Raw genomic sequence first — 15,211 nt, forward strand, 5'->3', positions numbered from 1 at the left:
TCACAAGACCGAACGGAGTGTCCACCATGCCTGGACGCTCCATATCCAAACCATACAGAATGAGGAACGCAATGTCTAACGCACAACTGACGTTTTCATCCGAATTGATGAAAAATTATCTGCATGCCGAATTAATTTCACCGCAAAAAAAATTTGAAGCTTTGCAGACTGCAGACGGACATACCCTGTTGTTTGCAATTGATACCGATGGCGTGTTTAACCTGATCTGCGAAAGCAGTGGCCAATCTGTCGCTGGCTGGTCAAAAATTGACTTGAGTTCCGCGCGCATCAAGCTAGATTTTCCAGGACAAACTAACGCTGCCTGCCGTACTTTTGAAGCGGGTCAAAGTGCCAACGATGGTTCGCTCGGTATCGCCATGGTGGTGACCGGCAATTCTGGAGACCAGTTATATCTTTGCTTGGGCAATTCCAACACAGATATCAGTTGGGCAAGCGCACCGAACTGGCATTCAATTCAGTTCGACAATCCTATGGTAAAGCCCACCACACTGGAGATCGCCCATGTTTTCTTGGGTGAAACTGGCAGTGGTGGACAGTATATCGTTGTCGATATACTGCGCGACCCTGCCAGCCCCGTCCAGGACGTCATCAGGTTTTATATTGCCCCCACAAAAACGGATGGTTATTATTGGCATCGCCACGATTTGCCTGTCGACGTCGAAACGGGTCACTACAGCAGTTGCATGGGCCGTCTGCCCAATGGCATGGTGGACGGCATCTATACCGCAGGCAAGGCTGGTAGCAGCGGCCAACTGGTATTTGCCCCGCTGATCAATATTTTTGGCGATGGCCCGCCAATGCCGACCCGGCTTGACCTGCCCGGTGGAATCATTGCCGACGCTATCGCAGCGACCCGTAATCCGGACATGTCTACAGACTTATTCGTGACCAGCGGCAGCGCATTGTATTATTTCGCCAGCGCGGCACAGCAAGATTCTGCCACCGCGACTTTACTGTTTGAACACAGCTTGCTGCTTGGCGTAACACGTTTGTTCGCCTATCGCACTGACAGCCAGACCTATATCTGGGGCTTGAATCAGGATGATCAGGTATTTTATTCCGTCTGCGCCAACCAGGCGTTGACGACAGCCACAGCCTGGAGTCACCCGCTGCCGATACTGTCAGGTATCGATCAGGTTTCGCCGTATGTCAACAGAGCCAATTCTGGCAACACCCTGTTTGCCGTCGGCGACGATGCCATATTCAAGATGACGCGGTCACCGCAGACAGGTTTATGGACTAGCCACAGGATCAACATGCCAGCACCGGCACCAATTACTGTACCGCACAGTTTTTCTTCTTACACCACCAGACTACAGTTAAGCGACGATAGCAATCGGCCAGTAGCCAATTCGCCGCTAATGCTAAGCGCACTGTCACGCGGCAGCTTCTTCATCAACAATCTGTACTACGTGCTCGACACCACACCAGTCACCGTAAATACCGATCAACTCGGCAGTGTCACTATCATCGAAAGCGTGGACAATACCATCCATGGCACACGGTTTGTCGTCTCTGTACCGGGTGGAACAACGGTGTCCATCAACCCCATGGATGGGCCGATGAACAAAGTGGCACAGCTCAATTCTGAAGCGAGCCTGACAACCGCAGTGATCACCAATGCCGATGGCAGCACACGTCCGCTGGTGCCGCCAGACACTCCCGGCAGTGATCTCAAGACGGTGGCGAAATCCAACAGCAAGTTGATGGCGGCGTACACCAGGCTTGCAAGTAGCGCGCCCCAACACCCGTCCCTCCTCTCCGGCAAGCTGCCAGCGCCCAGGCAAACATTGGCGTTGGTCAGTTTCCCGGATGCCATCGTTGCCGATGCTGGTGATATCTTCCAGTGGCTGGAGTCGGGCGTGGAAAGCGCCGTCGATATCGTCGAAGATGCGGCAAGCGGGGTATGGAGTATTATCGCCAAAATCGCTGGCAAGGTCTATCAAGGCATTCTCGATAGTGCTGAAGCTGTCGTTGGCGCAGTCAAATGGGTATTTAACGCCATCAAAACCGCAATCGAAGATTTGATATTGTTCCTGGAGTTTCTCTTCTTATGGAAGGACATAGTCGCCACACACAAAGTAATGAAGAATGTCTTTACCCAATATGTTCGCCAAGCCATCACCAATTTGCGTGCCGACAAGGCAGAGATCACAGCAGCATTCACCAGCCTGCAAAACGACATCAATAAATGGGCCGACATCCCCCTTTTCGGACAAACCCCCGATACGACCGCTGCGGCGCACGGACCGCTGGACGGCCAACATAGTGCACCGGCCAATCTTGGCTTGCATCATTTTCAAGGCAATGCAAGCGCTGCCGTTTCTTCCTACACTACCCCCACCCTCACAGAATCCATATTCAAAGACTTGCTAGACTTGCTTTCGCGCGAAGAAGCCACGCTGAGTGGTGCTGCCAATTCACTCAAGACTGGCATCATCGACCAATTCGGAACGCTGTCGCTGACGCAGATATTACAGAAATTCCTCACCATCGTCGCCGACAGCCTGTTGCAAACCACAGAGAATATTGTGCTGGCCACTGTTGACGTGCTCTCCCAGCTTGCAGGTGGCATCCTGGATTTGCTGACGGCAAAAATAGATATTCCGGTGCTGTCCTGGCTATACCATGAAGTTGCGGATGAAGATCTGTCATTCCTGGATTTGATCTGCCTCATCAGCGCCATACCGGCCACCATCGTCTACAAGATCGCCTCGGGTTCCACTCCATATCCGCATGATGCAGCACTGACAAAATCATTGATCAGCGCAGTCGGACTTACTGAAGTTCAACAGATACTTGCCCCCTCACATCAGTCAAATGCAGCCCCGCAACGCGTGAGGGCTGATGCGCATCTGATGGCGGCCACCGATACACCAGTAATCGATGGTAAAGCACTGGAGACTTTTGCGTTTGTGACTGGTTTTTGCACCATCGCAGGTGCCCTGGGAATGATACTGGCCTCCTTCAACACTCCTCCTGTATCACCACCCGCCCGCGAAGGAGAGGACCCATTGCCAAAGCCGACCATCATTTGGCCTGCAATCGCTGCCGTGTCCAACATCGCCTATGTATCGCCAGACATCTCGACGATCATGTGGCGTGGTCTGCGCTGGGATCAGAAACTCAACGGCATCCTCACCGATATCTCTCTCCTCAAAGGCTTCGTGGTAGACCTTTTTTTTGCCGGATCAGCACTGTCACAGTGGTTGGAATTCGCTCTTAACCTGACCTGGAACACACCAGTTATTGCCAATATTTACTATACCATCGAGGCCAAGTCTGACGGCCCCGATGACGACCCAGCCATCGTGCCAGACACACTCGGTAATCTAGCTTTCAACGCAGGTGGTATGCTGGCACCTTTTACGAAAGATAAAGATGTTCAGGTTGCCCAAGCCTTGCTAATGGCTTATTACAGTCTGATGATGGTCATCAGTGGCAAAATCAACCGTTTCGGCCCATGAACAAACTGGGCGGATTTTGCTATAAAACCGGCTGTAAAACTAGTTGTATGACACCCGCACCAACGGGTGTTTTTCAGCGAGACAGGGTAAGCAGTATATTGGCATCAGACCGTATAGACATATGTAAAAAACCGGAATTAACAGAGTGTCCCGACCTGGATTATATGAGTGTCTATTGCATGACTTTTTCGGGTGTCATCGGCAAACTACGCAAACGACGGCCGGTTGCGTGAAAGATCGCATTACTGACCGCGGCAGCCACACCTATCAAGCCAATTTCTCCTACGCCTTTTGCGCCCAGGCGGCTGACAATGCGGTCATCTTCTTCAACTAAAATCACGTCAATATCATGGATGTCTGCATTCACGGCTATGTGATATTCGGCAAGATTGTGATTCATGACGCGGCCCAGCTTGTGATCCATACAGCTTTCTTCCAGCAATGCCTGACTGATACCCCAGACTATGCCGCCAGTGATCTGGCTGCGTGCGGTCTTGGTGTTGATGATCTGCCCGGCCGCTATCGCGCTGACCACGCGTGTCACACGCAAAGTGCCCAATGCCTCGTCTACCCTGACTTCGCAAAACACAGCTGAATGGGTAGCCCGCTGGTATTTGTGTTGTTTCAATACAGATGGCAACATCAGGTATTTTTCTTCTATGCGCGTTTCGTCTGCAGCAGACATGATATCTGTCAATGAAATGGCGGTATCTGCTTTTCCATGGATGCGCATGCTGCCATCGGCAAATTCTACCTGCTTGAAACTGGTTTTGGCAAAGCATGACTCAGGCATTTTCTTCGCCAACTTGAACAAGTGCTTTTGCAACTTTTCACATACTCCTTGTACCGCCGAACCTATTGTCGTGACATGGGATGAGCCACCTTCTACCGGTGCCACCGGCAAAGTGGAATCACCTAACTGGAAGACGATTTTTTCTAGCGGCAGCCCCATGCTTGTCGCAGCAATCATGGCCATGGCGGTATAAGTGCCCGTCCCTATATCAGAAGCAGCGCTGCTAACCACCAGATGACCGTCAGCGTGCAACACTGCACTGGCGCGTGCAAAGAATTGCATGGCATCCCATATGCCGGTAGCCATGCCGTAACCGATGAGTTCATTCCCCTCACGCATGGAGCGAGGCTCCAGGGGCCGGTTTTGCCAGCCAAAGCGGGCGGCCCCCTGTTGGTAGCAGGCTCGCAGTTCTTTGGTCGAATACGGCAAGCTCGTAGAAGGGTCAATATCAGCATAATTTTTCAAGCGGAATGCAAGCGGGTCCATGCGGAGTTGGTAAGCCAGTTCATCCATCGCCACTTCCAGTGCATGTATGCCCTGCGCGGCACCTGGTGCGCGCATATTCACCGGGCTGGATTGATCCAGACTGACCAGCTCATAAGCAAGTTTGATGTTGTCACATGCGTAAAGCTGTCCAGACCAGTTGACGATGGTTTCTACATATTCTTCAAAGCGGGATGTAGTTGTGATGGCTTTATGGATGATCGACTTCAGCTTGCCATCCTGGTCGGCAGCCAGCTTCACAGTCTGCACGGTTTCGGGTCTATGGCCTATGCCAAACATTTGCTGACGTGTCATGACGACTTTGACCGAACGTTGCAATTTAAGGGCAGCCATCACGGCCAGAGGCAATTGGTATTGCGGCCGCAAGCCAGCACCAAAGGCGCCACCTACATATGGGTTTCTTACCGTGACTTTATCGCTGGAAAGACCAAACACGCGGCTGACATACCAGCGGCTGTTTTGTGAGCTCTGGGTCTTGTCATAAATCATCAGATGGCCGTCATCATCATGTATTACCGTAGTGGCAAACAATTCCATGGGATTGTGATGTTCGGCAGCACTGCCATATTCGGCTTCAATTTTGAATGCGGCTTGTGCATAGGCCTCGTCAGCATTGCCTTTTTCTCTGGGTGGTGGTGAACCGCCTCGCGTATTGCCGGGTTCCCGGCCATGTTGCAAGTTGTTCTTCAGATCGGTTTCATGTTTTTCAATATCGATGTGAACCTCCACCAGCGAAGCCGCATAGCTCGCGGCCTCAAGCGTCTGGGCTAGTACCAATGCCACTGGCTGTCCGCTATATAGAATTTTTTCATCGTACAGAGGGCGAAATGGCGACCCGCCGGGTGCCGCCATATCTTTATAGAACAGATCAAAAGAACGTATTTTGGGACGATTTTTATAAGTGATAATATCGACCACCCCTGGCACGGATAATGCCCGATCCAGCACAAAATTGGCGATGCGTCCTTTGCAGATATTGCTATTGACCGCTACTCCATACAACATATCTGCATCATCTATGTCGGCAGCATAATGCGCCTGACCACTGACCTTGTCACGGCCATCAATGCGGGAGACCGGCATGCCTGTAGTAACGAAACCTGTTCCCTCATCGGCAACGGGGCTGTGCAATGCGCTGATCAGATCTGTCATGTTGCCACCCTTGTGACATCAGGCTGATGCCCAGGAGAAGCGGCAGCCATTTCGAGGGCGCGTACGACTGCGCGATGTGCCATGCCAAGCTTGAAGTCATTATCGCCCTGCCCCTGTGCATCTTTCAACAAAGAATCTGCAACCCTGACAAACGCTGTGCTTGTTGGTAATTTGCCGGCCAACAGTGCTTCGGCCTGAGGCATGCGCCATGGCTTGTGGGCGACACCGCCAAGGGCAATGCGTGCCTCATGTATGCTGCCATCGTCTGCGATATCAAGCGCAGCAGCTACTGACACCAGTGCAAAGGCATACGATGCGCGGTCACGCAATTTCAGATAGGTGCAATGGTCTACAAATTGCTGCGCAGGTGGCAATTCGATATGCGTAATAAGTTCGCCATCAGCCAGGCTGGTATCAATGTCGGGCCTGTCACCGGGCAGGCGATGAAAATCGGCGAATGCAATCTGCCTTGATGCGTCTGAAGACCGGACATGAATGATTGCCTGCAAGGCAGCCAGGGCCACGCACATGTCGGAAGGATGAGTAGCAATACACATCTCGCTGGCACCAAGTATGGCGTGCTGACGGCTAAAGCCACCGATGGCAGGGCATCCACTGCCGGGTCGACGCTTATTACATGGCACGGCTACATCATAGAAATACACGCAGCGCGTTCTTTGTAATAAGTTCCCACCATTACTGGCCATATTGCGAATTTGAGCGGATGCCCCTGCCAATATCGCCTGAGACAACATGGGATAATGCTGCCTGACCAAGGGGTGATAGGCGGTGTCAGCATTACGGACCATTGCACCGATCAGCAAGCCACCACCAGGACTGGGCTCTATAAGCGTAAAGGGCAAGTGATTGATATCAACGAGACTGCCGGGCGTTTCTACATGTTCCTTCATCAAGTCAATCAGATTGGTGCCACCTGCAATGAATTTTGCTTTTCCTGGTCTGTCCATGCCTACTTGCTGTAAAGCCACAGCAACATCAACAGGAGCAGAGAATGAAAAGGGGTTCATTTTGCCACCGCCCCGGGTACCATGTCCGCCCCAGTATTGTCTTCTGGCGTAGTCAGGCCCATGACTTCAGTAATAGCCGCCATGATTTGCGGGTAAGCCCCGCAGCGGCATAAATTGCCACTCATCAATTCACGGACATCGTCTACAGTTCTGACTTCGCCTTCTGCCATCATGCCTATTGCGGAACATAATTGACCAGGTGTGCAATACCCGCATTGCAGGGCATCATGTTGTATGAATGCCTGTTGCAAAGGAGTAAGCAAGCGGCCTTTAGCCAGACCTTCCACAGTAATGATAACGGCATTATTTTGCATGACGGCAAGCGTCAGGCAGGAATTAATACGCTTCCCATTAACTAAAACGGTGCAAGCACCGCATTGACCATGATCACAGCCTTTCTTGGTACCAGTCAATTTGAATTTTTCACGCAACAGATCAAGTAAAGTGACCCAGGCCTCGACATCGATTTTTTGCACATGCCCATTGATCGTGTATTGCACAGGGTAGCACTGAACGGTGGATGTTGAAGGTGTGCACTGATTCGCGGTATCGACAGCAGTATTCATCACTATCTTTCTTGGCTGGCATGACTCGATTTTAAAGACATACGACATTAATAACTGTACGTTCGCGTACAGACTGTCAGATGCAAAAACCAGGTTCATGCCATCGACCTCTATTCCTATGGTTTTGAATATTTTTTTACACGCACTGCCAACTTGCAAAGCCATGAAACTGCACCGTCAACATATGGCTTACATCATCTGACATGGATATGGCGCGTTTTCCTACGCTGGTCCTACTCCCCCTAAAAAAAATTGCAACTATGATGTCCTTACTGATTGCAACCGATCAGTAAAACGCGACCGCGGCATTCAGCGGAAAACTTTAAGGAGTTAAGTATGCCTACTCAAGCAAACAACAACCAACCTCAAAAATCTGGTAACACTCAAGGCGGTACTCACGAGCAACACGTGAAGGCCGGTCAGCAAAGCCACAAAAATGACGCTCAAGGTTCCGGCCAGGGCTCAAAATCTGCCAGCGGCAATAATAGTTCTGGTAACTCCCAACGTAACGATTCCAAATCCGCTCCTGATTCCAAAAATCGTTAACTCCTTATTGCTATTCAAACTGAATAGCGTGGTTGTGCGATTGTGTGAACAATTGCCTTAGCCAACAAGGAAAGAACAGGTTTGGAAATTTGTAGCTAATGTAGACTTCACCGTCTCATCATGGCTTTATTATTTCCAAGCCTGTTAAAGCGTTCCGGTACGCTTTAACGCTATCTTCATTCACAACATTTGCTGTCATTGCTTCCACCACTCTCTCCCGATCATGCAATGCCTTATCCTGATTAGCTACTCTCCTACCCTGACATATCAAAAGATCTGACAGCTCGCCGTGCCGTTCTGTTTTATCGTGATGCTCAATCTAAAAAAATAGCTTGAGACATGACACCCGCTACAATCGCAAACCGACATCCTGCTGCAAACTCTGGCATCAAGAGGCAGAAAACTGTTTCACTAATAAAAAGCGATGTGCAATTTGCTGCAAAAAAGGCAGGCTTGTCTTACGTCAGCGATCAAATGCCAGGAATTCGACGCTACCCTGTCAACAGACGTGGAAAAACGGCGTTCAGATACCTCACTCCGCAAGGTAAGCCCTTGAAAAACGGCCAAACATTGGCACGTATAAAATCCCTGGCCATTCCTCCGGCGTGGACTGATGTGTGGATTTGTACGCAAGAAGATGGACATATCCAGGCCACAGCAAGGGATGCGCGGTTACGCAAACAATATCGTTATCACAAAGATTGGCGTAGCATCAGAGATGAGGCCAAGTACGACAACATGCTGCCGTTTGCATCGGCTTTACCTCAGATAAGAAAACAGGTAAGCAAGGCACTGGCAATGAAGGGACTACCGCGCGAGAAAGTCATCGCTACGGTAGTAGCCCTGATAGAAGATACCAGCATGCGCATAGGTAATGATGAGTATGCGCGCACCAATCATTCTTATGGCATCACGACGCTCAGAGAAAAACATGTGCATCTGACCGGCTCCTATCTTCAGTTTAACTTTCGTGGCAAAAGCGGTGTGAAACATACCATCAAGCTACGGGCACCAAAACTATGCCGTATCATCAAGTCCATGCTGGACCTTCCTGGCCAGACACTCTTTCAATACCTGGACGAGGAAGGCCAGATTCACACAATTAATTCTACTGACGTGAATGATTACATACGCAGCGCTGCCAATGGTGACTTTACGGCCAAAGACTTCAGGACCTGGGCAGGAACAAGCTTTGCAGTGCAAGCCTTGCTGGAAATCGGCGCGGCAGAAACACAGGCAATCGCCCGTAGCAACCTGGCCGAAGCCGTCCGCCGGGTTGCCCGGAAACTGGGTAATACTCAGGCAGTCTGCCGTAAGTGCTATATCCATCCACAAGTCGCCATTTCATATATGGAAGGGACATTGGCAGAGGAATGGCATGCAAGTGAACGTGCGGCTAGAAAAGAGAAATTCACATTGAAAAAAGATGAAACCATCATGGTAAGACTTTTGCAAAAATGGCAGAAATAATTTATCAATGATAAAAGCAGCTCCGCCTTAAGGATGATATCGGTACAAGCCATATTCATCCGAGATAGCCTGATAATGCCATGCCATATTGATCTTGTTGCTGTAATGACTGGCTAAATCCGCATCCAGCAAGCCAAATGGAGTAAGGCTGGCAGCGAACAGGCGCAAGGCCCTGTGACGCAGGGCAACGCCAAAATTGAGGAGCGCCCTACGGCAACTGATCAGTTCAAATTCATTAAACGATGTGTCCGTGATCAGGCTGAATTGTGACCAGATCAGGTTTTTTTGCAGATGATCCGTTAGTATCAGCTTGCCGTCTTTTTCCTGAAAGTAGTCGGCCAGCCTGCCGTGCCCGCCACTTGAAAAGTAATTTTTTTCATACTCAGCGAATTTCCCGACAGAGAACCCTGTGTCCGTCATTTCTTGCAAAAGTGCTTCGTTTGAACAGGTTACGTAGACTGCCGCTTTTTCGTATACCTGCTCTTCCTGGAGCAAGATAACGAGGGTGTAAACTTCTTCAATACTGGAACAATCTGCCATCCATATTCGGGTATGCGAATGTGAACGCAGCCATGGTGATAATTGGCTGCGCAAGAATTGTAGTCGCTGTGGTTCGCCAAACAAGGGAAATGGGCACAAGAGAAGAGCATGCAATAAAGCATCCCACTGCGCGTTGTCATGCAATATGCTGTCTTGCAATGCTGAATAGGTTTTGATCGAATTCTGCTTCATCAAGGTATTGAGTTTTTCCACCAATACCATGCGATCAAAACCGCGGAAGTCATCACCGCGATAGCGATAAATGGCTTCCAGCAGCATATCGAGTTCTATATCCTCGACTTTTGATGCGTTCATCGGATACCTGCTTATTCCGTCAGCCAGACACGCATCAGCGACAGTAACTGCGCGCTATCTACAGGCTTGGTAATATAGTCTGACGCTCCCGCTTCAAAGCACTTGTCCCTGTCACCTTTCATGGCCTTGGCCGTCAAGGTGATGATGGGCATGCTTTTGAACTTGGGTACTTTCCTGATGGCGCGCATGGTATCGTAGCCATCCATCTCCGGCATCATGATATCCATCAAGACGATCTCAATCTCGGGATCCTGTTCCAGCAGTTCTATGCCATCCCTGCCGTTTTCCGCAAAAACGACCTTCATATCCTGCCTTTCCAAGACTGTCGTCAGGGCAAAGATGTTACGCAAATCATCATCAACGACAAGTACTTTGCGCCCAGCCAGCGTGCCATCGGACGCGTGCATGTCTTCCAGCATGCGTCTTTGCAATTCGGGCAGATCGGCAGGCGAGCGATGAAGGAACAGTGCCGTTTCATCAAGCAGGCGTTCTGGCGAACGGGCATCTTTGACGACGATGGTTTTAGCGACCTTGCGTATCTTGGTGACTTCCTTGCGCGACAACTCCTTGGCCGTATAAATGATGACAGGCAAGTCCCTGAGTTTTTTATCTTTGCTGATGGTTTCCAGCAATTCAAAACCATCGATATCAGGCAAAGTCAGATCCAGCACCATACAGTCAAAATGTGTACTTCTCAGCGCTTCCAGCGCTTTCTGACCGCTTTCTACGGCAGTGATTTGTACATCATGCTCACCTATCAGATCTACAATGCGGCCACGTTGTAAATCTTCATCTTCCACTACCAGTAAACTGCGTTTCCTTCTGATCAGGAATTGTTGTATGCGGTTAAATTCCTCTTCCAGCCTTTCGCGCTTGATTGGCTTGGTCAGATAAGAAATGGCACCATGTTGCAGACCGCGCTCGCGCTCGTCCGAGTTGGACATTATATGTACAGGAATGTGCCGCGTGCCTGGGTCGCGCTTCAGGCGGTCCAGCACGGTAAAACCATCACAGTCTGGCAGATCTATATCGAGCAGGATGGCGGTCGGACAGTAATCGCGTGCAAGTGTCAGCGCTGCATCACCGCTTTGGCTGACGATGCCCTTAAAGCCCTTTTCCCTAGCGAAAGCGAGCAAAATGGCAGAAAACCTGGCATCATCCTCGACAATCAGCAAGGAAGGATCACCACTGGCGATCATATTCCTGTCATCGAATGCAGCTTCGCCTTCAGCATAGTTCAGGCTCATCGTCGCTGCTTCAATCGATACAGCACGCGCCAATCCATCAGAACCAGTCATGGGGGCTTCCAGCACTCTGGTGAGTGTCGGGGGTGCTGAAGTTGCATTTTGTTGCGGCATCTGGCTAATCAGTCCACCTCCGCTATACGGCAAGAACAATGTAAATGTACTGCCTTGTCCAACTATACTGGTCACACGGATTTCCCCTCCCAGCAAACGCGCCAGTTCGCGGCTAATGGAAAGCCCCAGTCCAGTACCGCCATATTTACGTGCCGTACTGCCATCTGCCTGCTGGAAAGCTTCAAAAATCAATTGCAGCTTGTCGCTGGCGATACCAACGCCTGTATCTGCCACCGAGAAAGCCAGTACTGCATCAGCATGACTTAACTGTGGCAGGTCAGCAGTCCAGCCTGACTGCACGACGCCAATACTGAGCCGCACTTCCCCGCGTGAGGTAAATTTGAAGGCATTGGATAGCAGGTTTTTAAGAATCTGCTGCAAGCGTGTCGTATCGGTTCTGATCGCAGCTGGCAAACCTTGGTCGAGGGTAATCGAGAAATTGATATTCTTGGCTTCTGCCATGTGGCGGAAAGTACGTTCTACATAAGACGCCAGTATCGACAGGCGCGATTCGCTGAGCTCCAGCGTGACGGTACCGGATTCTATTTTCGACAAATCGAGAATATCGTTGATCAGCGTCAGCAAATCACTGCCGGAGCCAAAAATCGTCTTGGCGTATTCCACCTGGTTGCCAGACAAATTACCCTGAGGATTGTCACTCAGTTGCTGGGCAAGGATCAACAAGCTGTTCAGTGGCGTACGCAATTCATGCGACATATTGGCCAGGAATTCGGACTTGTATTTGGATGACAGTGCCAGTTGCGTTGCTTTTTCTTCCAGCGCCAGTTTGGCTTGTTCGACCTCGCGATTCTTGCGTTCCACTTCAATATTCTGGTCGGACAGCAGGCTGGCTTTTTCCGCCAACTCCTGGTTCGTTTGTTGCAGTTTTTGTGCCAGTGACTGGGATTGAGTCAGCAGACTCTCAGTACGGCTATTCGCTTCAATCGTGTGCAAAACAACGCCGATGGATTCCATCAACTGATCCAGGAAACCCATATGCGTTTGCGTGAACTTGTCGAGCGAGGCAATCTCGATAACCGCCTTTACCTGCTGTTCAAACAGGATAGGCAAGACCACGATATTAGTCGGCGGCGCAGAGCCCAGGCCGGATGATACCTTGATATAGTCACGCGGCACATTGGTCAACCATACCCGGTTTTTTTCCAAGGCACACTGTCCTACCAAGCCTTCGCCAGGCAGAAAGGAGGTCGGTAATTTACTGCTTGAACGGTAGCCATAACTGGCGATCATTTCCAGCAAGGGAGCATCGTTATTCGAGTCCATCATGTAAAACACTCCATGATGGGCAGATACCAGCGGCGCCAGTTCAGACAGGATCAACTTGGTGACCGTACTCAAATCACGCTGGCCTTGCAGCAAACGGGTAAAGCGTGCCAGATTGGTTTTGAGCCAATCCTGTTCAGCATTCTTTTGTGTCGTTTCTTTGAGGTTACGGATCATCTCATTGATATTGTCCTTGAGATCTGACACCTCGCCACGTGCCTTAACTTGAATCGAGCGTGACAAGTCCCCCCGTGTTACCGCGGTCGCCACTTCTGCAATCGCACGTACTTGGGTCGACAAATTGGCGGCAAGCTGGTTGACGTTTTCGGTCAAATCTTTCCAGGTACCCGATGCTCCTGGCACACTGGCCTGGCCACCGAGCTTACCTTCGACACCCACCTCACGAGCAACGGTTGTTACCTGGTCGGCAAATACGGCCAGCGTGTCCGTCATTTCATTAATGGTATTGGCCAGCGATGCAATTTCGCCCTGCGCAGCCACAGTCAGTTTCTTTTTAAGATCGCCATTAGCCACGGCTGTTACCACACCGGCAATACCCCGTACCTGCGCTGTGAGGTTAGCCGCCATGAAATTCACGTTTTCGGTCAAATCTTTCCAAGTACCACCAACACCTTTTACTTGCGCCTGTCCACCGAGTTTGCCTTCAGTACCCACTTCACGCGCCACACGGGTTACTTCGGACGCAAATGAGCTGAGCTGATCCACCATGACGTTGATAGTGTCTTTTAATTCCAGAATTTCGCCTTTAACATCCACTGTGATTTTTTTGGACAAATCGCCATTCGCCACTGCCGTCGTCACGTCGGCAATATTACGTACCTGCCCGGTGAGATTGGATGCCATGAAATTCACGTTATCGGTCAGATCTTTCCAGGTACCAGAGGCGCCGGGTACATTCGCCTGACCGCCCAAACGTCCCTCTGTACCCACTTCACGCGCCACCCGTGTCACTTCTGAAGCGAAGGAATTAAGCTGATCCACCATGGTATTGATGGTGTCTTTCAACTGCAAGATTTCACCACGCACGTCGACCGTAATTTTTTTGGACAGGTCGCCATTCGCCACCGCCGTCGTCACATCAGCAATATTACGCACCTGAGAAGTCAGGTTACCCGCCATGGAGTTGACCGAGTCGGTCAGATCCTTCCAGGTACCCGCTACACCAGGTACATTCGCCTGACCGCCGAGCTTACCTTCAGTACCGACTTCACGCGCCACCCGCGTTACTTCAGAAGCAAACGAGCTGAGCTGATCCACCATGACGTTGATGGTGTTCTTTAATTGCAGAATTTCACCCTTGACGTCGGCCGTGATTTTCTTGGATAAGTCACCATTCGCCACCGCTGTCGTCACCTCGGCGATGTTACGCACCTGCCCGGTCAGGTTGGATGCCATGAAGTTGACGTTATCAGTCAAATCTTTCCAGGTCCCACCCACCCCTTTCACAAACGCCTGACCACCGAGCTTGCCTTCAGTGCCCACTTCACGTGCCACGCGGGTTACTTCAGAGGCAAACGAGCTGAGCTGATCCACCATGACATTGATGGTGTTCTTCAATTCCAGAATTTCGCCTTTAACGTCGACCGTGATTTTTTTCGACAAGTCTCCTTTCGCAACAGCCGTCGTCACATCCGCTATGTTACGTACCTGCCCGGTCAGGTTGGATGCCATGAAGTTGACGTTATCGGTCAAATCCTTCCAGGTACCGGCAACGCCGGGCACATTCGCCTGGCCACCCAGCACACCTTCGGTGCCGACCTCACGCGCCACCCGCGTCACTTCAGACGCAAATGAGCTGAGCTGATCCACCATGACGTTGATGGTGTTTTTGAGTTCCAGAATCTCGCCTTTGGCGTCAGCCGTAATCTTCTTCGATAAGTCACCATTCGCTACAGCTGTTGTCACATCAGCAATATTTCTCACCTGCCCCGTCAGGTTACCTGCCATGGAATTGACCGAGTCGGTCAGATCTTTCCAGGTACCTGCTACACCTGGTACATTCGCCTGGCCGCCCAGTTCTCCCTCGGTGCCGACCTCACGCGCCACCCGGGTAACTTCTGATGCAAACGAGCTGAGCTGATCCACCATGACGTTGATGGTGTTTTTGAGTTCCAGAATCTCGCCTTTGGCGTCAGCCGTAATCTTC

8 protein-coding genes are annotated in these 15,211 nt (G+C 50.7%); 3 read left to right on the forward strand and 5 right to left on the reverse strand.

Going from position 1 to position 15,211, the window contains the following annotated elements; genetic code table 11:
- Nucleotides 1–71 precede the first annotated feature (71 nt).
- A complete protein-coding gene (locus AC07OI_RS08330; RefSeq protein WP_495256882.1) occupies nt 72–3,488 on the forward strand; it encodes a hypothetical protein in 3,417 nt (1,138 codons plus the stop codon).
- A 172-nt stretch (nt 3,489–3,660) separates the two neighbouring features.
- Here AC07OI_RS08330 and AC07OI_RS08335 read toward each other — a convergent pair whose 3' ends face one another.
- From AC07OI_RS08335 to AC07OI_RS08345, 3 genes are read right to left on the reverse strand one after another with little or no spacing between them, the layout of a single operon-like run.
- Nucleotides 3,661–5,937: a xanthine dehydrogenase family protein molybdopterin-binding subunit gene (locus AC07OI_RS08335; protein ID WP_495256883.1), complete on the reverse strand. Its 2,277-nt coding sequence runs from the start codon at nt 5,935–5,937 to the stop codon at nt 3,661–3,663.
- On the reverse strand, nt 5,934–6,965 hold the full coding sequence (locus AC07OI_RS08340) for an FAD binding domain-containing protein (RefSeq protein ID WP_495256884.1): 1,032 nt from the start codon (nt 6,963–6,965) through the stop codon (nt 5,934–5,936). Before AC07OI_RS08340 ends, AC07OI_RS08335 begins: the two co-directional genes overlap by 4 nt.
- Nucleotides 6,962–7,531: a (2Fe-2S)-binding protein gene (locus AC07OI_RS08345; protein WP_492704570.1), complete on the reverse strand. Its 570-nt coding sequence runs from the start codon at nt 7,529–7,531 to the stop codon at nt 6,962–6,964. The genes AC07OI_RS08340 and AC07OI_RS08345 overlap by 4 nt, the downstream gene beginning before the upstream one ends.
- 336 nt (nt 7,532–7,867) lie before the next feature.
- On the opposite strand from AC07OI_RS08345, the gene AC07OI_RS08350 reads away from it, so the two are divergent.
- Together AC07OI_RS08350 and AC07OI_RS08355 are read left to right on the forward strand one after the other, a co-directional pair.
- Nucleotides 7,868–8,077 (forward strand): hypothetical protein, encoded by a 210-nt coding sequence (locus tag AC07OI_RS08350; protein WP_492704354.1) that lies wholly within the window; start codon nt 7,868–7,870, stop codon nt 8,075–8,077.
- A gap of 426 nt (nt 8,078–8,503) precedes the next feature.
- The gene (locus AC07OI_RS08355) at nt 8,504–9,547 is read left to right on the forward strand and encodes a DNA topoisomerase IB (protein ID WP_495256885.1); all 1,044 of its coding nucleotides are present in this window, start codon (nt 8,504–8,506) and stop codon (nt 9,545–9,547) included.
- Between the two features lie 27 nt (nt 9,548–9,574).
- On the opposite strand, the gene AC07OI_RS08360 is transcribed toward AC07OI_RS08355, so the two are convergent.
- Nucleotides 9,575–10,402: a CheR family methyltransferase gene (locus AC07OI_RS08360; RefSeq protein WP_495256886.1), complete on the reverse strand. Its 828-nt coding sequence runs from the start codon at nt 10,400–10,402 to the stop codon at nt 9,575–9,577.
- 11 nt (nt 10,403–10,413) lie between these two features.
- The coding region (locus AC07OI_RS08365) for a HAMP domain-containing protein (RefSeq protein ID WP_495256887.1) at nt 10,414–15,211 on the reverse strand (4,798 nt) is incomplete at its 5' end.

It is taken from the genome of Undibacterium sp. GW821-FHT07F11, assembly GCF_059418665.1.